Source organism: Thermanaerosceptrum fracticalcis, from assembly GCF_000746025.2.
In the GTDB taxonomy this organism is placed as follows: domain Bacteria; phylum Bacillota; class Peptococcia; order DRI-13; family DRI-13; genus Thermanaerosceptrum; species Thermanaerosceptrum fracticalcis.
Genome location: NZ_CP045798.1, coordinates 817,134 through 836,102 on the forward strand (window position 1 = coordinate 817,134; position 18,969 = coordinate 836,102).

Genomic DNA, 18,969 nt, shown 5'->3' on the forward strand with positions numbered 1-18,969 from the left:
TGAACAAAGATGTACAGTATATAAATGCCGCTGTGGGGCTGGATTTCCGATTACCGACTTCCGACGTCTGATTACCGAATATATTTGAATACTTTTTTCGTCTTTAACTGAGTTATCATTTTCTGTCAATAAAAAATACCAATATAACGTTTTTTTAATGAGGGAATGCGTAGTTATGGATTTAAAACGTGAAGAAAGAAAATATCATCACCTGGAACATGCCCTGCGTGAACAAACAGGTCCCAAGCCTGCGGGTTGGTCTGATGTGGAATTGGTCCACCAGGCCCTGATCAAAGGAAATGCAGACAGTATTGATACAACTATAAAACTTTTTGGCAAAACAATAAATTTTCCTTTAATCATCAATGCCATGACGGGTGGAGCCCCCGGGCTGGAACGAATTAACGAAGCTTTAGCCCGCGTGGCAAAAGAAACCGGTATCGCTCTGGCCGTGGGTTCGCAAACGGCGGCCGTTTATAATCCCGGTGTTCGACATACCTACGAGGTAGTAAGAAAGGTATATCCGGAGGGGCTTATCCTGGCCAATGTGGGGGCCCTGGTTAAACCTGAATACGCCAAAGAGGCTGTAGAAATGATTGAAGCCGATGCTTTACAGCTCCATTTAAATGTGGTGCAGGAGCTGTTGATGGTTGAGGGTGACAGGGATTTTGCCTCCCTTTACGAAAATGTGGTAAAGATTAAGGAAGCTGTGAAAGTACCGGTTATCCTGAAAGAAGTAGGTTTCGGTATCTCCAGAGAAACAGCCCAAGAGCTGTATCAATTAGGTTTTACCGTTCTCGATCTTGGTGGAGCAGGGGGTACTAATTTTGCAGCCATCGAACTGGCAAGGAACCCCCAGGAGCACCTTGATTACCTGCGCTGCTGGGGGTTACCCACAGCCATTTCTTTACTGGAAGTGAACAGCTTAGATTTACCCTTTACAGTCATTGCTTCCGGAGGGATTTACAACGCCCTGGATATCATAAAAGCCCTGGCTTTGGGGGCTAAAGCCGCAGGTATGGCGGGAGTTTTACTCAAAATATATGACCGCTATGGAGAAAAAGCTCTTTTGGACTTTTTAAACAGCATGCAGAAAGAAATTCAATATCTCATGCTGCTTACGGGCGCAGGGAAGATGGAAGATATAGCTTCTATTCCCGTGGTAATTACTGGTTACACGCAAAACTGGCTCACCCAGCGTGGTATTGACACTAAAAAGTATGCCCAGCGTACCACACTGGGTAATGACAATTTTCGGGGCCTCAATAATAAGCCCAAAATTTAATGAGGAGGTGAGGAAATGGGAGAAGTGAACAAAGAGACAAAAAAATATACTGTTGAGGTTAAACAACAATGGTGTAAAAGCTGTGGTATTTGTTATGCCTTATGTCCTAAAGGCGTACTAATCAAGGACCAGCTGGGCAAAGCTGTAGTCAAAGACCCTGCTCTATGTATTGGCTGCAGGATTTGTGAAGAACATTGTCCTGACTACTGTATTAAAATTGGGGGTGAAGAAAAGTGAGAAAAGCACAACTTCTGCAAGGTAATCAAGCCTGTGCCATGGCGGCCATAGATGCGGGTGTCCGTTTTTATGCAGGTTATCCCATCACGCCGTCAACGGAGATTGCGGAATTCATGGCAGAAAATCTTCCCAAAGTGGGAGGAAAGTTTATCCAGATGGAAGATGAGATTGCCGGTATGGCGGCCATTTTAGGTGCAGCCTTAACTGGTGTTAAAGCCATTACGGCCACGAGCGGACCAGGTTTTTCTCTCAAACAGGAAAACATTGGTTTCGCTGCTATGACTGAGATACCGTGCGTCATTGTCAACGTACAGAGGCTGGGTCCCAGTACAGGTGGACCAACTGCTCCTGCGCAAGGAGATGTAATGCAAGCCCGGTGGGGTACCCACGGAGATCATCCCGTTATCGCTTTGTCACCCGCCTCCGTATTGGAAAGTTATGATATAACGGTTCAGGCCATTAATTTCTCTGAAAAATTCCGTGTCCCCGTTATCGTCTTACTGGACGAAGTTATCGGGCATATGCGGGAAAAAGTGATTTTACCTTCTCCGGAAGAACTTACTCTAATCGAACGGAAAAGAACGAATTTGCCACCCGCAGAATACAAACCTTATGAAGCCGACAGCACGAGGATTCCCGCTATTGCTGATTTTGGAACAGGATACCGCTGGCATGTTACCGGTCTCTTCCATGATGAAAACGGTAATCCCTCTGGCAAGGCCGACACGATTCACAAACAAGCGACCCGCTTATTGACAAAACTTGATCCCTATTTGGAGGAAATTACCCTTTATAAGTCCTACTGTACAGAGGATGCCGATTACCTCCTGATTTCTTTTGGCTGTACCGCCCGGTCTGCAGCAGAGGCTGTGGATATGGCAAGAAGTAAGGGATATAAGGTGGGACTGCTCCAGCTCCAGACGATCTGGCCTTTTCCTGAACAGCTTGTCAAAGAGTTTTGTACTGGTAAAAAGGCAGTGATAGTGCCTGAGTTAAATGCCGGACAATTAAGAGGCGAGGTCCAGAAAGTCATCACCAATCAAACATTAAGCGGTGTAAATAAGATAAATGGAGACCTTATTACCCCTGAAGAAATAGTAATGAAAATTAAGGAGGTGGCGGGCCAATGTTAATTGATGTGGAAAACTTAATGCGTTCCCACCGCTTACCCCATATCTGGTGTCCTGGCTGTGGCAACGGGATTATCATGAAGGCTATTCTGGAGGGTATCCGGGAGAGCAACCTGGATCTGGATAAAACCGTGATTGTTTCTGGTATAGGATGTTCCTCACGGGCCACCGGTTATCTTAACTTTGACACTATTCACACTACCCACGGCCGGGCCATTGCCTTCGCTACCGGTGTGAAATTGGCTAAGCCTGAGCTTAATGTCTTTGTCATCACAGGTGATGGCGACGGCGCCGCGATTGGCGGAAATCACCTTATTCATGCAGCCCGCCGTAATATTGACCTTAACGTCATTCTCTTTAACAATAATATTTATGGTATGACGGGGGGACAGTATTCTCCTCTTACGCCCCATGGTAAATTTGCTACTACCTCGCCCTACGGTAATATGGAACGTTCCTTCGATATTTGTAACCTTGTACAGGCGGCAGGTGCTACTTATGTGGCCCGGGGTACGGCTTTCCACACCAAAATGCTTATTGACCTGATAAAGAATGCTATTAGCAACAAAGGATTTTCCTTTGTAGAAGCTGTAACCATGTGCCCGATTTCCTATGGTCGTCGTAATAAGATGGGCAATGCCCCCGATATGCTCAAATGGCAGCGTGACAATGCCGTTAATGTGAAAGCTGCACAAAAAATGGAGCCGGAAAAACTTGCCGGCAAGATCATCATCGGTGAACTTCATAAAGAAACTGCCCCTGAGTATACGGAACTTTATGAGCAATTGATTGCCCGGTTTAGGAAAGGAGCTGAAGGGGATGGCCAATAAACTCTCTATACGCTTAAGTGGTACCGGGGGACAAGGTATTATCCTGGGGGGGATAATCCTGGCCGAAGCTGCCATCCTTGACGGCAAAGAAGTGGTACAGACCCAAAGTTACGGTCCGGAAGCCCGGGGTGGGGCCAGTAAGGCCGAGGTTATTATCAGTGATGAGACCATCAAATATCCCAAGGTAACAACACCTGAATATCTTTTACTCATGTCACAGGAAGCTGCCAGGATCTATGCTTCAAATATTAAGGAAGACGGCCTGATCGTAGTAGACAACAGTATTGTGCCGGAATTACCGCAAGTAAAGGCTAAAATTGTGAAGGTGCCCGTTTCACAGTTAGCCAGGGAGGAAATAGGAAACGAATTGACAGCTAATATCCTGGCTGTAGGGGCTTTAGCCAGTGCCGGCAATATTGTTTCTCTGGAGTCCCTGGAGAAAGCCGTGGCTTTGAGGTTACCTAAAGTGGCTGAATTAAATATTAAAGCCCTTAAGTTAGGATGGGATTGGGGGCAAAAAAGGGATTAAAGCCGGCTGAGCCGGCTTTAATTTATATATCAGAAAGTACAAGTTTTTAGGTTATCAATATTTTTTTTTAGAAAAACCCCAAAATATTTGGAGTTTTTCTTTGTAGCAGTCAGAAATACTAAAATGAAATATATAAAGACCCATACTGATGGGTCTTTTATGCTGGGCATTATGCGTTCTCTCAGGGCTTTATAATGGTCAATTCCCTGGCTACCTGAATTATTTTTGCTAAGGCATAGTTTAAATCCTCCCGGGTGTGGGTAGCCATTAAGGTGAGCCTCAGACGGCTGGTGCCAGGAGGGACTGTAGGCGGGCGAATGGCAGGAATGTAGATTCCCTCCTCCAGCAGTGCTTGACTGAACTGTAACGCTTTCTCAGCCTCGCCGATGATGATGGGAATGATGGGCGTTTTATTCTCCAGGATTTTAAATCCTGCTTCTTTAAGCCGGGTACACAGCCATTGGGCATTTTCCAGGAGGACCTTGCGCGGTTCCGGTTCCTGCTCTACGATCTCTAATGCGGCCAGGGCCACGGCGACGGTGGCTGGGGCCAGGGCCGTGGTAAAAATAAAACTCCTGGCCCTGTTTCTTAAATAATCAATAAGGCATTGTTTGCCAGCTACATAGCCACCCTCGCTGGCTAAGGCCTTGCTCAGGGTTCCCATTTGCATATCGATCTTGTCTTTTAAACCGAAGAGTTCTCCTGTACCTCCACCGTTGGGACCCAAAATCCCGCTGGCGTGGGCATCATCTACCATGGTGAGGGCATCAAATTGTTGGGCAATCCGGACAATATCATCCAGGGGAGCAATATCGCCATCCATGCTAAAAACACCGTCGGTGACAATGAGGCTGGGGCAACCTTGAAATTCTTTTACCTTTTGGTACAGGTCTTCCATGTCGCAGTGTTTATAAATGACAATTTTGGCGCCGCTTAATTTACAGCCGTCAATAATGCTGGCATGGTTTAACTCATCGCTGAAAATAACCCAGGACTTATCGGCTAAACCGGCGATAGCGCCTATGTTGGCCATATATCCCGTATTGAAGACCAGTGCGGCTTCCGTACCTTTAAAGCAGGCCAGGGCCTGTTCCAATTCCTGGTGGAGCCGGTAGCTTCCCGTGGTTAAGCGGGAGCCCCCGGAGCCAACGCCGTATTCCTGGAGAGCCTTAATGGCTGCTGCTTTGAGCCGCTCATCGTTACAAAGGCCCAGGTAACTGTTGGAAGCCATCAATAAAACTTCCCGCCCGTCTATAACGGTATGGGGACCTTGGGGTGCGCTTAAGTATTTTAAATCTCTATACAATCCCTGTTTCTTTATCTCTGTTAAGCGGTCAACGATTCGTTCCATACTCCTTTTCTCCAAAGTAATTTTTTAAAGGGAATGTCCCCTGATAGGGGCCAATCTCATTTATGATGGTTATTTGCTCTTCCATCCAGTGGAGGCATTCCTGCAAATTGGCTTTGCTGGGATCAAAGCAAAAAATCCTGCCTCCTTTGTCGACACCGGCGGGCTTTAAATGGTTTAGCCGCACATAGCCCAAGGTGGGGGAAGCCACATAGCCTGCTATATATTCGGGGTCATCGGACCAGCAAACTTCGGCCACAATACCCGGGGCTCTGGCCACTTTGCTGGCTAAGGCCAGGGCCTCCCTAACATGGGTATTGTTCAGGCCTTCTCCTTCCAGGTAGGCGTGCAGCTGGGGATAAATTTCCGGGGCCCAGTCCATGCCTGTAGCCCTCACTCCCCGCTGGAGGTCCGGTTCCAGGCGCTTTAAGGTATGGATATCTACTAACATGGCTCCCCGCATAGAGGGAGCTTCCACTAAAAGATTTAAAACGGCTTGGGCTTGCCGGAGTGACAGCCCGGCGGCTTGTAAGCACTGGATAGCCCCTTTTCTTCCTTCCAGGTAGTCTTTGACTTCCAGGGTGGTGATGGGTAAAGAGGAGAGATAAATGATCTCTTCTTTTTTTATTTCTTCCAGTGAGATATTAATAAAATCAGCCTTCCCTTTACTGTGGGTTAAGGAGCGTTTTAAGAGGCTGGACACAGCTTGAAAAATGTCTTCTTCAGGTACGATCCTTTCCGCCCCGGAGATGTGTTGGCCGCCTTTTTCGTGGCTGCCTCCTTGGGCGCTTCTCATTCTGATGTTATACAGTTTTTTCTGCATAAGGCACATCTCTCCAGGAGGTGGCGTTTTTTATCCTGGCCAGGATTTTCGTAAGGGGCCAGGCCGTCAAGGCCGTAAATATCATGCCGGGCAGACTTGCCACCAGCAGGGGCAGTAAACCTTTCCCCAGCAGTAACCATACTACTACGCGGGCGGCAGTAGAACCGAGAGGCCCGGCCAGGCACACAACCCAGAAACGGGGGCCCAAAAGGGCAATGGCGCCTCCCGCCACCAGGCGGAAAGTCATAGCAATCATCACGTTCATGACGGTATGGGTTCCTAACAAAAGGGTAAGCAAGGAGGCCACCAGGCCTGCCAGTATGTACCTGGTAAAGCCAAAACAGGCGGCGATGGCCACGGCCAGCGGAGCAGACAGTTGAAACTCCGTGCCGGGAAAAGGACTGGGAACCTTAAAGGAACCGGAGATAGCGATGATGACGGCTAGCAGGCTAATTAAGGCTATGTCTCGAGCTTGGCGCATAGTATGTGTCTCCCCTCTTAAATGTAACCTTCGACATGATCAATGGTTCACATAGTTATATACAAAATTATATGGCCTGGAGTTCCTGAACGTCAACCCATATTTTTTAGAGGTTGACAATTACATTACAGTCCACTACTATTTTTTTAGAATACATATTCGGGAGGTATTATGACGAAAGGTTTTTTTGTGGTGGGTACAGACACGGGGGTGGGTAAAACGGTGGTTACTGCCGGCCTGGTAGGTGCCCTAAGAGCAAAAGGGGTTAATGCCGTTCCCTTTAAACCTGTACAGAGCGGGGCTGTTAAAGGCCGTTACGGTTTAATTCCACTGGATGTGGAGTTTTACAAAAAGGTTTGCGATTTACCCCCTGATGAATACAATACCTATGCCCTGGAAGCCCCCTTAGCGCCCAGCCTGGCCGCCGAAATTTCCCGGGTCACCATTGAACGGGATATCATTTTAAAAAATTACGCCGCGCTGGCGGGAAAATACGAACTGATTGTGGTGGAAGGGGCAGGGGGTCTCTATGTCCCGCTCTCGGGCACCTCTTTTTTACTGCCGGACTTGATCAAAGCCCTGAATTTACCCCTGATCATCGTAGCCAGGGCCAATTTAGGGACCATCAATCATACGGTGCTGACGGTCAAGTGCGCTCAAGAGCTGGGGCTGGTGATTAAGGGCATTATTTACAACGGCTATAATGCGGACAGCGCCACCTTAGCGGAAAAGACAAACCCCAAAATTATTGAACAAATTACCGGTGTGCCCACTTTGGGGGTAATCCCCAAAGGACGTGACATCGTTGTCGATGCCGGCAAGGCAGGGAACTGTTTGGAACTGATCGAAAACCATGTGAATTTCTCTTTGTTACTGAATTAAATTTTTGGCGCCAATACTAGAATAAACACAGGGTGGGGAAGAAACTATGAATCACTGGCAGCAAAAGGATTTACAGTATGTCTGGCATCCCTGTTCTCAGATGAAGGACTATGAAGATTTTCCCCCTATCGTCATAGAGAGAGGGGAAGGGCCTTATTTATATGACATGGAGGGAAAAGCTTACCTGGATGCCGTATCCTCCTGGTGGGTAAACCTCTTTGGACACAGTAACAAAAGGATTAACGAGGCCATCAGGCGGCAGTGTGAAGAGCTGGAGCATGTGATTTTTGCCAACTTTTCGCATAAGCCTGCTATCCAGCTTGCTGAGAAAATCGTGGAAATAACGCCGCCAGGGTTACAGAAGGTATTCTTTGCCGATAATGGTTCCTCGGCGGTGGAAGTTGCCCTTAAACTGAGTTACCAGTATCACCAGCAAGCGGGTCATGGAGCCAAAACCAAGTTTGTGGCCATCTCCGATGCCTATCACGGCGAGACATTAGGGGCCCTGGCTGTCGGGGATTTAGATCTTTACAGCAGAGTCTTTGAGAAATTGACGATGAGGACATATAAAGCGCAGGGGCCCGATTGTTTCCGCTGTGCCTATGGACAAAGGAGAGAAGACTGTTCCGCCCAGTGTTTTGAGAACTTGGAAAAATTGGTAGAAGAGAAGCACCAGGAGATTTGCGGTGTAATCATCGAGCCCTTGATCCAGGGAGCCGCCGGGATGAAGATTTATCCCCCTGTTTATTTGAGGCGACTGCGGGAACTATGCAGTGAGTATAATATTCACTTAATCGCCGATGAGATTGCTGTGGGTTTTGGCCGCACGGGAAAAATGTTTGCCTGTGAACATGCCGGAATTAGCCCGGATCTCATGTGCCTGTCCAAAGGATTGACAGCAGGGTATCTTCCCCTGGCCCTGACCCTGGTGACGGAGGAAATCTACCAGGCCTTTTACGCCGACTATAGGGAATTGAAAGCCTTTATGCACAGCCACAGTTATACGGGAAATCCCATTGCCTGTGCCGTGGCCAATGAATCCCTCAACATTTTCCAGGAGGAAAATATCCTGGAGAAAAACCGTCATAAGTCCCGGCTTATTGCTCTCTTATCCAGGGAAAAAGCGGAAAACCACCCGTACATTGGGGAATTCCGTCAACTTGGGATGGTGGGGGCCCTGGAACTGGTAGAGGACAAGCGCTTGAAAAAGGGCTTTGACTGGAAAGAGAGGGTAGGCTACCAGATCTACAGGATTGCCCTGGGCAAAGGGGTACTGCTTCGACCCCTGGGCAATGTGATTTATTTCATGCCTCCCTATGTGGTAGATGAAAAAGACATTGAGTTTATGGTGAATACAGCCTTTGCCGCCATTAACCGGTATTTTGGGATTGAATGAAAAATGAGGGTCTTTTAGCCCCTCACTTTTGCTTCTTTACTCAATAGCTGGGAGGAGCTCTACCTGGAGAATGCTGAGGGTCTCAGTGCTTCTGCTATCGATAACTACCTGGAGCGGGCTGGATTAGCACCTTCGGAAATTAATGCTCTCATTTTTGTATCTTCCATGGGAATTGCCACACCCGCCATCGATGCGCACCTCTTTAACGTGATGGGGTTGAGGCCGGATATCAAGCGTTTACCTCTTTGGGGGCTGGGATGTGCCGGTGATGCAGCCGGTTTGGCCAGGGCTTTTGATTTAGCGAGAACTGGTTTAACGTTAATAATAACCCAGACCTTTGACTTCCAGCTCTTTAAATAAGTAAAATCCATGGAGGATAATCATGACAGGCTATTATAAATTAATTTCTTAACTCATAATACGTGTTGTTTGATGGAAGGAAATTGAGGAGCAACGTAGAAATGAATTTTCATGCTACTAAGTTTGAGAATTTATATAGCCTTGAATAAACAGTGGGAGTGTTTATACGTGAAAGAAGCAAAAAACGGGTTAGTACAATCGGTAAGTAGAGCTATCTCAATATTGCAGTGTTTTGAAAGGACGCCGGAGCTAGGTGTATCAGAAATAAGCAGGTTGCTGGGTTTAAACAAAAGCACTACATTTGGACTTATCTCCACATTAGAGCAACACCAGTTTTTAGAACAAAATAAAGAATCGGGGAAATACCGCCTGGGTATAGAACTGTTTCGGCTGGGTACGAAAGTTAAGGCCGATCTATTAAGTATTGCTACACCCTATCTCAAGAATTTGGCTGATATCTATAAAGAAACTGTGCACCTTGTTGTGCACAGTGACAGTGATGTCTTATATCTTGATAAAATCGAGAGTCCTCACTCCATGAGGATTTGTTCAAAAGTAGGGGAGAGGCTGCCGCTTTACTGTACCGGCGTGGGTAAAGTCATTTTAGCTCATTTAAAAGAAGAAGAAATTAAAGATATCTTAAAAAAGACATCCTTTCAAAAACGGACGGAAAAAACAATTTGCGATCCGGATTTGTTGTATAAGGAATTATTAAAAACTAGGGAGAAGGGCTATGCTGAGGATGATGAAGAGTTAGAAGTGGGATTAAAATGTATCGCCACCCCCATTTTTAATCATCTGGGTAAACCGATTGGGGCTATCAGTGTGGCCGGGCCTACTTCACGGATGAGTGACGAATTGACCCGAAATATTAGCAAAACGCTTATGGAATACACAAAAGAGATATCGAGAAAGCTTGGTTATATACAAGAGTAAGGGAGGTTTTTGTATCTCCCGGAAAGTATTTTCTGTTTTCCTAATCATTGTTTAAAAAGCAGATTATTCTTTTAATGGAAAGGTTAAGATTTGGAAAAATGCCTGACTATAAAGCCCTTACCGTCTCCGGTAAGGGCTTTATAAATAGGAATTGTCAAGTGCCCATATAAGATCCTTAAAGTCAAAATATGATGAAAAAAGTGGTATAATAATACAAAGTAATACACTACTTTCCGGTTTATAAAGAAGGTAGAGATCATGAGCATCAAGCAACTCAAAATAGCTAAGAAAACAGCTATAATTTTATTTTTAACCGTCTTCTTAAGTGGATGTGCAGGCCAGGGATCAACCCCAGCCGGTTCATTTATTTATATTAGTGATAATAGCACTGCTGATGAGAAGACTTGTAAGCAAAAGACAATTCTTGTAGAACAAAAAAAAGAAGCGGCCATTGACCAACTGAAAGAAAGCTTGCGGATTAAATATCGTGATAGAAAGCCTAAATTATGGGGAGAAAATGTGCCGGGCGTTATGACAAAACTTGATACAAGCGAGAAAATAATAGCCCTCACCTTTGATGCCTGTGGCGGGAGTAAATTGAGTAATGGAGTTGATACTGAACTTATTGATTTTCTTATACAAGAAGGGATTCCGGCCACCTTATTTTTAAGCGGTAGATGGATTGAAGCTAATCCAGAATACTGCAGATTTTTAGCAGATAATAGTAATTTTGAGATTGAAAATCACGGTTTCCGGCATAAACCTTTATCCGTTAACGGTAAGTCCGTTTATAACGTTCAAGGGACAACCGGTATTGAGGAAATCATCGATGAAGTGGAAACAAATGCACGGCAAATAGAAAAATATACAGGACGGAAACCCAAGTACTTTCGCTCCGGTACTGCCTATTACGATGAAATTGCCGTGCAAATTGTCGGTGACTTAGGTTATCAAGTGGTTAACTTTAATGTGATTGGCGATGGAGGGGCTACCTACTCTAAACAACAAGTCAAACATGCTACACTAAAAGCCCAACCCGGTTCAATCATCATTTATCACATGAACCACCCGGAAGGCTCTACCAGTGAAGGTTTGATAGAAGGGGTGAAAGAGTTAAAAGAAAAAGGATATAGATTTGTCAAGTTAGAAGAGTATCGACTTAAATAATATTAGTAAAACACCACCATTTTACCGAGAACATGACAGGGGCTATATAGATTAAATCCAGAGCTTTCAACTGTGGATTTAATCTATAATGGAAAAAAGGGGTGAAAAACGATAAGGGACAACTTTGCAGTCATTATTGTAGTGCTAAATGTGTTATCCTTTTAGCGGAGTCAGCAGATAAGGGCGCTATTATACGCCATCGCGATTGAGCATCCTACCAATTTTCATCTTAATGCCTTGGCTTAAGGAAATAAAATATAAGGTTGAAGACAAGACTATACTTATAATCTTTGGGGTGAGGTGATAAATTTGTTATTGGAAGTAGCAACTACCGCCATAGAAAAATTAATCGAGGAACTAAGAAATGCAGAACCAGTAAAAAGAGATAAATTTCTAAAGACAGCTTTATCACTGGTGGAATTCTCTTCGGAAACTTTAAAAAACAAAGGCTAAAATATGGAGTAAAGAAAGGTGGCAAATTGTCACCTTTTTTTGGGTGTGTATTGTCTAGGTACCTTAACTAAATGGGCTTAGTGTAACATAAAATAGTTGTGGCGAATATTTTCATTGTATTAAGAAAGGTATTGTATCAGGGGATAGGAAGGGGGAGTAATTTTGCTTGAAGGATTAATAGAAGGAAAAATAGTGCACTTTGTGATGCCTAACGGTCAACATCGTCCTGCTATTGTTGTAAAAGTGTGGGACTGGTTTACAGGCTGCTGCAATTTACAGGTCTTTATAGACGGTACGAACGATGATAAAAACTCATCTCCCGGTGTAGTATGGAAATCTGCTGTATTATTTGATAACGCGCAAAAGAAGGTGAATACCTGGCATTGGGTTGAGCAGACGACCTCCAGCAAAGTATAAATAGTCATAAACATTTTTCTTTACGGTGTTTTCTTCTGGAAAACACCCTTTATTCTGCTTATAATTAAATTTAGTTCTGGTACGTATTGGATAACATTTTGATAACATTTTACAGTGGGAGGATAGCGTGAAAACATTCTCGACAAGCGTCGAAGACCCCTGAGCTTAAAAAAGGGTATAGCAAACAAGCCCTAACGGAAGCAGAGCGCAGAAAGATTAAGCAGGCAGCGTGATATGTTCGGGGTTTACGATACCATGGGCAACCAAGAGTTTAGCAGCTTGCCTCAAAGCTTTCTCCTTTTGCTTATTGCGAAGCTCCACCGGCATATCAACATGGTAGAGGTCACAAGGATTGAAGACTTCACCTGATTGGAGCATATGATAAGTGGCTGTAAGTATCATTCTGGCAATGGCGATTATGGCTCGTTTCTTCCCTCGGCGCTTGGATATCCGCTCATATTTGATACGGTAGTAAGCGGAAGAATTCGATTTTACAGCGGCATGGGCTGCTTGCACGAGCGTGGGCTTGAGATAAACCCCGGCCCTCGTAATGCGAACGGACTTCTTTTTGCCTGCGGATTGATTGTTGCCGGGCGTTAGTCCCCCCCAGCAGCATAAGCGTTTCGAGGATGAGAACTGAGACATATCCGTACCAATTTCGGAGAGGATCGTAATGGCTATGTTACGGTCAACTCCGGGAATGGTACACAGTAGGGCAATGGCGCTTTCCAAGGGTGCAGCCAACCGGGCGATGGTTTGGTCGAGGTCGGCAATGAGCTGCTCCACGAAATCCAAGTGTTTGCGGACGAAACGGATGCGTGTCTTCTGTTCCGCAGACATTTGAAAACCCTCAATAGATTCGATGACCTCGTCGGCTTTCTTCTTCAAGGAGCGTTGCAGCAAGGAAACGCAATGTTTTGGATCGAAAGAATCCGAGTTTACAAGGTAGTCCGTGATGGAAGAGGCAGATTTGCCAAACATGTCGGAAACGACAGCATCAAGGGCGACATTGCAAACGGTGAAAGCGTTCTGAAAGCGGTTCTTTTCGCTGGATTTACAGGAAACGAGCTTGAAGCGGTATCGCGTATACTCCCGCAAAATGCGGATGTTCTTGGACGGGATAAAGCTACCGGGAACCAGACCGAGGCGAAAAAGATCGCCGATCCACTTGGAATCCTTGACATCATCCTTGTTGCCCTTAACAGCAGCAACCCACTTGGGGTTGGCGACGGTAACCCGGATGCTGTCCTCCAGCAAATTGTATATGGGAACATAATACTTCCCGGTGCTCTCCATGCAAACGTCAAAGCAGTTGTTGTCAATCAGCCACTGCTTAAACGCCAGAATGGATTTGTTAAAGGTAGAAAAACGCTTTTTTTTGTAACTCGGAACGATACCCTGCGTTGTGATGAGCGTAGCGACGAGAAATGTCTTGTGTACATCGACGCCACAACAGATGGGATAAACGATTCTCAGAATTCTCCCTCCTTGCAATGAAATTGTGAGGGAGAAGACAGTGACTGGATCGCCGCACATTTAACGCTGAGTTAAAACAATGATTAGCGTGCGGCCTCATGGCACCACTTATTTGTGCTTGTAAGGCGATCCTTACACTGGTTTTTATACTGATTTAAGCCAAGAGGCAGTCTGCAACTCGCCTCACCGTGCTTTGTAGTGTGCCTTCTCCTCAGACAGATTGTACTGTAATCAGGGTGGGTGTGCACCTGTTTTCATTACTATTTGTGTCGCCCGCACCGGCGGCGCGAGATGGAGGTTTTTATGAAGCGAACAATAACTATCTTTCTTATCCTGATTATTCTTTTGTTTTCCGCGGGGTGTGTAAGTGACAAAGGAAAAGTTGTAAAACCCCAGGACAATAAGAAAGCAGACTCTTCTATCAATACAAACACAAAACCACAGGCGAGTATTAAAATTGACCAGTCAAAAGATATAGAGGTGGCCAAAGGATTTGTGGAGGCGTTAAGGATAGCAGATGCAAACACACTAAAGGTGTTAAGCAAGTTTACCTCCAAAGAGCTTACAGTTGAAAAAGTTTTAAAGGTATACGGAGAGGAATTTTATAAGTATAAGAAAGATGAAATAAAAACGGTATTAGCTGACATGGGTCCAGACGTAAAAGGAGTTTTTCTTTCCGGTCCCGTTAATGACCCCGGTTTAGTGCTTATCGCCATAAAAGTTGAGAAGATTAATAACAAATACTATGTTACGGAAATTTTAGAAGATACAGAGAGCTAATCCAGAGCGGATAAACCGCTCTTATTCTTTTGTGATTGGGAACAGGAAATTATATTGCATCCCCTACATTGATGAAATAAACTGAATCAGGGAAATATATAAAGCAGCAAGGAGGTTAAAATGCCAATCGTTGTTACATACTTAGCGATCGGTTCAACTCTTTTGGCTTTTCTCATTACCTGGCAGGCGAAAACAGTAAATCCGGATCTTTTTTCGATTGCCAAGTATAATCTTTTGGTATTACCAGCCATTTACATTGCCAATACTTTGTTAGGAACAGGTATTACCAAAGGACATGATCTTATTGGCAATATGCCCTTACTGATTGCGATCCAGTCTTTTTTTTATAATCTCCTCATTTTACTTTTTTCAGTGGTTATCTTAAAAGATGATATCTCGGTATTTAAGGCTTTTTTGGCATTTTCTCTAATAACAATAGGTATCTATATTCTCAAGAGCTAAGCATAGATTGGGGCACCGAAATAGGTGTCCTTTTATTTAATCAAAAGGTCAAGCAAGATCAAGAGATTATGATTAAGAGAGAGATCTTTGGAGTAATACTTGCTTTTTATGACCAATATTGACTAAAATAGAAACAAAATAACTTTGACCATTATTGACCAACGGAATAGAATATAATTAAAAATCAGATTAAGTTATTAAGGGAGGTAAATGGTATGTTTAATTTAGTACACAGAAACTTATTTTCGCCTTTTTCCCTGCTAAATGACGACTTTTTCACACTGCCCATGACAGTTTTCAGTAAAACGATTACCCCTAACACATTTAAAGTGGATATCCAGGAAAAGGAGACTGCCTATCAGCTAAATGCGGAACTTGCCGGTTATGACAAGGGCGACCTTGAAGTAAAGGTGCAAAATGGCACCGTCACTATTAAAGCTGAGAAAAAGGAAGAAATTAATGAAGACAAAGGAAATTATATTCACCGGGAAACCAGTTATGGTTCTGTGACCCGCCAATTTTACCTGGGAACCAATCTTGATGAAGCCAATGCAGAAGCAAAATATGAGAATGGAATTCTTAGCATTATTATTCCGAAAAAAACTAAAACAGATAAAACCATTGAAATCAAATAATTTCCGGTATAAAAGGTCTTCGTTGGAAGACCTTTTATTTATTGGTTGTTTCTAAATTTGGCCCCGGATTTGCGACATGTACCACAGTCAGTAATACTTCTTTCCGTAATTCGGGGAGCCAGTTTTCTAAAGAGGAGCATCATTTCTTAACCCTGCAAACAGGTCAAGGTCTCAATGAAAGTGAACTTGTTGATGCATTGGTAGAATTGTGGGGAAAAGATGTCAAGGATTTCAAAAAGATGGAAGTCCCTATTGAAGAAAAATATGGCGGAAGTTACTGCCAGGGAAAGCTGCCGTTTTTCCGTGGACCGACCATTATGAAAACCCTTGCTGAGTATGCCAAAAATATAAATATAGGTGTAGATTTACGCCAGCCTTATTTTGTCTGAGAACTAATTATATCAGCGGACTGACAATCCAATGTCCATAACAGGGGATGGTTATGCTATGGCTGCATCATCAAAACTGTCCTGTTTAAAATAAACAAAACTGTCACTTTTATAGGAGTCAAATATCTTATATAGTTATACCAACCGGTACTTCAAAATACAGGCGCCTTTACAGAAATACAAAAAAGGAGGTTTATGTAATGAATGAAAGGTATGAATTAAATAAGAATTTGGCCCAAATGCTCAAAGGCGGAGTCATTATGGATGTCACAAATGCCAAAGAAGCGGAAATAGCACAGAAAGCAGGTGCCGTAGCTGTTATGGCTTTAGAAAGAGTACCTGCCGATATAAGAAAACAGGGCGGAGTAGCCAGGATGTCAGATCCGAAAATGATAAAAGAGATTAAAAGTGCAGTAACCATTCCTGTTATGGCCAAGGCCAGGATTGGACACTTTGTAGAAGCGCAGATCCTGGAAGCCCTGGGGATTGATTATATCGACGAGAGTGAAGTATTAACACCGGCTGATGACATGTATCACATAGATAAACATAGTTTTAAAATACCTTTTGTCTGTGGAGCCAGAAACCTAGGTGAAGCCCTGAGAAGAATCGGTGAAGGGGCGGCCATGATAAGAACTAAGGGTGAAGCCGGCACAGGTAATGTGGTGGAAGCTGTAAGGCATATGCGCACTATAATGGCTGAAATAAGGAGACTCAAAAACCTGCCTAAAGAGGAACTAATGACTGCAGCTAAAGAAATGGGAGCACCCTATGATTTAGTCGTAAAAGTGGCAGAAGAAGGCAAACTACCGGTAGTCAATTTTGCCGCCGGAGGTATAGCAACTCCAGCCGATGCTGCTCTCATGATGCAACTGGGCAGCGAAGGGGTTTTTGTTGGGTCTGGTATTTTCAAATCCTCCAATCCTGAAAAGAGAGCCAGGGCTATCGTAAAAGCCACCACATACTACAACAGTCCCGAAATTCTCGCTGAAGTTTCTGAAGACCTGGGTGAAGCTATGTATGGTATAGAAATTTCCCAAATAGCACAGGAACAAATTCTTTCCACTAGGGGCTGGTAGTGTGGTAAATATCGGCGTTCTAGCGCTGCAGGGTTCGTTTCGCGAACACCTGTACATGCTCTCCCGCATTGAGGGAGTGAATCCTTGTGAAGTAAAAACCATTGCTGATCTGAAAAAGGTTTCAGGGCTCATCTTACCAGGTGGTGAGAGTACCACTATAGGTAAACTATTACGGGATTTTGAGTTTATAGAACCTCTTATTCAAAGGATAACTACAGGTATGCCCGTGTGGGGAACTTGTGCAGGGATGATTTTGCTGGCCAAAGAAATTGTCGATGAAGAGTATTGTCATTTAGGTCTCATGGATATTGCAGTACGACGTAATGCCTATGGCAGTCAACTGGATAGTTTCAATACAGCCATGATCATTCCCCGAGTGTCAAATGAAGAGGTTCCCCTGGTTTTTATCAGAGCTCCCTGGGTTGAAAGGGCCGGAGCTAATGTTGATATTGTAGCAACATTAAATGACCGTATTATTGCAGTACAACAAGAAAACATGCTAGCCACATCATTTCATCCCGAATTAACACAAGACTTATCTTTTCATAAATATTTTGCCAGAATGATAATGGATAAGGGAAATAGCATTTAGGCGATATTGACAAACCCACATTTTGTGGGTTTTCTTATAATGCAACACGTGCCGTTACCGTTGAGGCTTCGCCAGAACATATATGGTCATGGATAAATAAGATTGGCTGTAAGTGTGCCGGATGGTACAGTTATGATTGGGTACGTCGGATAGGAGCATTGGGATGTGGCGTATAACAAAACCTTTGCTGACATGCGTAAAACAGAAAAACCTCCCCAGGCTTAAGCAACTTGGGGAGGTTTGACCGAAAACTACTTACCAACTATTGCGTCTACGGGGTTGATAACAATCCCGACAATATACTGGTTTGTCTCCAGTAGGTTGGAAAGGTACTGTAGTGGATTTTCCACATGAAGAACAGGTTGCAGAATACATTTCGCGTTGAGTACGGCCATATCCACCTTTGTTGGATTTGCCTTGTGCCTTTTTGGCAGAACGACACTCGGGGCAGCGGCCAGGTTCATTCGTAAACCCTTTTTCAGCAAAGAACTCTTGTTCAGATGCGGAAAAGACAAATTGACGACCGCAGTCTTTGCAACTCAAAACCTTGTCAGTAAACATAAAAAAAAACCTCCACGATTTTATTGCCCGTCGTAGGAGAAGTATTCCAAAAAACTTCCCAGAGCTTGGCAATCGAGAAGGTTTGGGTATATTCACCAGTATTAACGGGCTTAATTCAGTATAACCCAAAAGCAGAAAAAGTCAATAGTGAGAAATACCTATTCCATAGTTCCTGAAGCTCTTGGCAAGTTTGAAATATATCATGATTGGGTATTTTGGCCAGGCGAGACCATGATCTGAATGTTAATGTCATCCATAAAGATACCCTACTGGATGCCGTGGAACAGCCGGAAAAGTACGCAATTCTAACCGTGAGGGTATCGGGAGCGGTTATTAAGTAAAATTTGATATTAAAAACTTATCATCAAACTGGGGAGGGAGTTCGGGAGGGGTCAAAAACGGCCCTGAAACAGGTCAAAAATTTAGCTAGTTAACATAATACCCATTATCGGAAGTGATAAAATTGTTAAAGAGGACCTCAATGGGTCCTCTTCTTATCTGTACTTCTTTGCTTCATCTTCGTTTGTGATAATACCGATAATTTTGATGGCTCGATAATCTTTTTCATCAAGACATTCACAGCAATTGTTGCAGATCTTATTGGTGTCCAGGTCACAGTACAAACATTCATCACAGCTGTTACAAACCTTTGTTTCGTTTAGCTGACACAATTTTGCAGGCATATATATAACCTCAATCTCTATATTAAGATAGTACTAAT

The 18,969-nt window shown here is 44.1% G+C and carries 24 protein-coding genes and 1 pseudogene; 19 read left to right on the forward strand and 6 right to left on the reverse strand.

Annotated elements, in window-relative coordinates; all coding sequences use genetic code 11:
- Nucleotides 1–175 precede the first annotated feature (175 nt).
- From fni to BR63_RS04290, 5 genes are read left to right on the forward strand one after another with little or no spacing between them, the layout of a single operon-like run.
- Entirely contained in the window at nucleotides 176–1,285 is a 1,110-nt protein-coding gene (gene fni / locus BR63_RS04270) for a type 2 isopentenyl-diphosphate Delta-isomerase (protein ID WP_051965607.1), read from the forward strand.
- A 15-nt stretch (nucleotides 1,286–1,300) separates the two neighbouring features.
- A complete protein-coding gene (locus BR63_RS04275; RefSeq protein ID WP_034421378.1) occupies nucleotides 1,301–1,522 on the forward strand; it encodes a 4Fe-4S binding protein in 222 nt (73 codons plus the stop codon).
- The gene (locus BR63_RS04280; protein ID WP_034421375.1) at nucleotides 1,519–2,655 is read left to right on the forward strand and encodes a 2-oxoacid:acceptor oxidoreductase subunit alpha; all 1,137 of its coding nucleotides are present in this window, start codon (nucleotides 1,519–1,521) and stop codon (nucleotides 2,653–2,655) included. Before BR63_RS04275 ends, BR63_RS04280 begins: the two co-directional genes overlap by 4 nt.
- On the forward strand, nucleotides 2,649–3,482 hold the full coding sequence (locus BR63_RS04285) for a thiamine pyrophosphate-dependent enzyme (protein ID WP_153802051.1): 834 nt from the start codon (nucleotides 2,649–2,651) through the stop codon (nucleotides 3,480–3,482). The genes BR63_RS04280 and BR63_RS04285 overlap by 7 nt, the downstream gene beginning before the upstream one ends.
- Complete coding sequence (locus BR63_RS04290) at nucleotides 3,472–4,011, forward strand: 2-oxoacid:acceptor oxidoreductase family protein (RefSeq protein ID WP_034421373.1); 540 nt, start codon at nucleotides 3,472–3,474, stop codon at nucleotides 4,009–4,011. The genes BR63_RS04285 and BR63_RS04290 overlap by 11 nt, the downstream gene beginning before the upstream one ends.
- A gap of 181 nt (nucleotides 4,012–4,192) precedes the next feature.
- Here the strand turns inward: BR63_RS04290 and bioF are convergent, their stop codons facing one another.
- From bioF to BR63_RS04305, 3 genes are read right to left on the reverse strand one after another with little or no spacing between them, the layout of a single operon-like run.
- The gene (gene bioF / locus BR63_RS04295; RefSeq protein WP_034421372.1) at nucleotides 4,193–5,362 is read right to left on the reverse strand and encodes an 8-amino-7-oxononanoate synthase; all 1,170 of its coding nucleotides are present in this window, start codon (nucleotides 5,360–5,362) and stop codon (nucleotides 4,193–4,195) included.
- On the reverse strand, nucleotides 5,346–6,182 hold the full coding sequence (locus tag BR63_RS04300; RefSeq protein WP_081908093.1) for a 6-carboxyhexanoate--CoA ligase: 837 nt from the start codon (nucleotides 6,180–6,182) through the stop codon (nucleotides 5,346–5,348). Before BR63_RS04300 ends, bioF begins: the two co-directional genes overlap by 17 nt.
- A complete protein-coding gene (locus BR63_RS04305) occupies nucleotides 6,163–6,663 on the reverse strand; it encodes a hypothetical protein (protein WP_034421371.1) in 501 nt (166 codons plus the stop codon). The genes BR63_RS04300 and BR63_RS04305 overlap by 20 nt, the downstream gene beginning before the upstream one ends.
- A gap of 171 nt (nucleotides 6,664–6,834) precedes the next feature.
- On the opposite strand from BR63_RS04305, the gene bioD reads away from it, so the two are divergent.
- The 7 genes and pseudogenes from bioD to BR63_RS04340 all read left to right on the forward strand — a co-directional run bounded on the left by bioD (nucleotide 6,835) and on the right by BR63_RS04340 (nucleotide 12,274).
- On the forward strand, nucleotides 6,835–7,545 hold the full coding sequence (gene bioD, locus BR63_RS04310) for a dethiobiotin synthase (RefSeq protein WP_034421369.1): 711 nt from the start codon (nucleotides 6,835–6,837) through the stop codon (nucleotides 7,543–7,545).
- 46 nt (nucleotides 7,546–7,591) lie between these two features.
- Entirely contained in the window at nucleotides 7,592–8,941 is a 1,350-nt protein-coding gene (bioA, locus tag BR63_RS04315) for an adenosylmethionine--8-amino-7-oxononanoate transaminase (protein WP_034421367.1), read from the forward strand.
- Between the two features lie 51 nt (nucleotides 8,942–8,992).
- Nucleotides 8,993–9,301 (forward strand): annotated as a pseudogene (locus BR63_RS04320) (hypothetical protein); the annotation flags it as partial.
- 168 nt (nucleotides 9,302–9,469) lie between these two features.
- Nucleotides 9,470–10,237: an IclR family transcriptional regulator gene (locus BR63_RS04325; RefSeq protein WP_034421365.1), complete on the forward strand. Its 768-nt coding sequence runs from the start codon at nucleotides 9,470–9,472 to the stop codon at nucleotides 10,235–10,237.
- Nucleotides 10,238–10,495: 258 nt separating this feature from the next.
- Complete coding sequence (locus tag BR63_RS04330) at nucleotides 10,496–11,404, forward strand: polysaccharide deacetylase family protein (RefSeq protein WP_051965605.1); 909 nt, start codon at nucleotides 10,496–10,498, stop codon at nucleotides 11,402–11,404.
- Between the two features lie 309 nt (nucleotides 11,405–11,713).
- Nucleotides 11,714–11,857 carry a hypothetical protein gene (locus BR63_RS04335; RefSeq protein WP_153802050.1) on the forward strand — a complete coding sequence of 48 codons (144 nt, stop codon included), beginning with the start codon at nucleotides 11,714–11,716 and terminating at the stop codon, nucleotides 11,855–11,857.
- A 162-nt stretch (nucleotides 11,858–12,019) separates the two neighbouring features.
- On the forward strand, nucleotides 12,020–12,274 hold the full coding sequence (locus tag BR63_RS04340) for a hypothetical protein (RefSeq protein WP_034421363.1): 255 nt from the start codon (nucleotides 12,020–12,022) through the stop codon (nucleotides 12,272–12,274).
- 216 nt (nucleotides 12,275–12,490) lie between these two features.
- On the opposite strand, the gene BR63_RS04345 is transcribed toward BR63_RS04340, so the two are convergent.
- Nucleotides 12,491–13,750, reverse strand: a complete 1,260-nt coding sequence (locus BR63_RS04345) for an IS110 family RNA-guided transposase (protein WP_187142874.1) — start codon at nucleotides 13,748–13,750, stop codon at nucleotides 12,491–12,493.
- A gap of 291 nt (nucleotides 13,751–14,041) precedes the next feature.
- Here BR63_RS04345 and BR63_RS04350 point away from each other — a divergent pair, with 291 nt between their 5' ends.
- The 6 genes from BR63_RS04350 (at nucleotide 14,042) to pdxT (ending at nucleotide 17,687) form a co-directional block, all read left to right on the forward strand.
- On the forward strand, nucleotides 14,042–14,530 hold the full coding sequence (locus BR63_RS04350; RefSeq protein WP_153801988.1) for a hypothetical protein: 489 nt from the start codon (nucleotides 14,042–14,044) through the stop codon (nucleotides 14,528–14,530).
- A 120-nt stretch (nucleotides 14,531–14,650) separates the two neighbouring features.
- Nucleotides 14,651–14,992 (forward strand): hypothetical protein, encoded by a 342-nt coding sequence (locus BR63_RS04355; RefSeq protein ID WP_034419949.1) that lies wholly within the window; start codon nucleotides 14,651–14,653, stop codon nucleotides 14,990–14,992.
- A 215-nt stretch (nucleotides 14,993–15,207) separates the two neighbouring features.
- Nucleotides 15,208–15,627, forward strand: a complete 420-nt coding sequence (locus BR63_RS04360; protein ID WP_034419947.1) for an Hsp20/alpha crystallin family protein — start codon at nucleotides 15,208–15,210, stop codon at nucleotides 15,625–15,627.
- Nucleotides 15,628–15,668: 41 nt separating this feature from the next.
- Nucleotides 15,669–16,016 carry a hypothetical protein gene (locus BR63_RS04365; RefSeq protein WP_034419944.1) on the forward strand — a complete coding sequence of 116 codons (348 nt, stop codon included), beginning with the start codon at nucleotides 15,669–15,671 and terminating at the stop codon, nucleotides 16,014–16,016.
- A 200-nt stretch (nucleotides 16,017–16,216) separates the two neighbouring features.
- Nucleotides 16,217–17,095, forward strand: coding sequence for a pyridoxal 5'-phosphate synthase lyase subunit PdxS (gene pdxS / locus BR63_RS04370; protein ID WP_034419943.1), 879 nt, complete (start codon nucleotides 16,217–16,219; stop codon nucleotides 17,093–17,095).
- Between the two features lies 1 nt (nucleotide 17,096).
- Nucleotides 17,097–17,687 (forward strand): pyridoxal 5'-phosphate synthase glutaminase subunit PdxT, encoded by a 591-nt coding sequence (gene pdxT, locus BR63_RS04375; RefSeq protein ID WP_034419941.1) that lies wholly within the window; start codon nucleotides 17,097–17,099, stop codon nucleotides 17,685–17,687.
- Nucleotides 17,688–17,942: 255 nt separating this feature from the next.
- Here the strand turns inward: pdxT and BR63_RS04380 are convergent, their stop codons facing one another.
- Nucleotides 17,943–18,248, reverse strand: coding sequence for a zinc-ribbon domain containing protein (locus BR63_RS04380; RefSeq protein ID WP_081907988.1), 306 nt, complete (start codon nucleotides 18,246–18,248; stop codon nucleotides 17,943–17,945).
- A 215-nt stretch (nucleotides 18,249–18,463) separates the two neighbouring features.
- Between BR63_RS04380 and BR63_RS19445 the strand changes: the two genes are divergently transcribed.
- A complete protein-coding gene (locus BR63_RS19445; RefSeq protein WP_243270063.1) occupies nucleotides 18,464–18,589 on the forward strand; it encodes a glycine radical domain-containing protein in 126 nt (41 codons plus the stop codon).
- Between the two features lie 153 nt (nucleotides 18,590–18,742).
- On the opposite strand, the gene BR63_RS04390 is transcribed toward BR63_RS19445, so the two are convergent.
- Complete coding sequence (locus BR63_RS04390; protein WP_081907987.1) at nucleotides 18,743–18,931, reverse strand: hypothetical protein; 189 nt, start codon at nucleotides 18,929–18,931, stop codon at nucleotides 18,743–18,745.
- Nucleotides 18,932–18,969 lie beyond the last annotated feature (38 nt).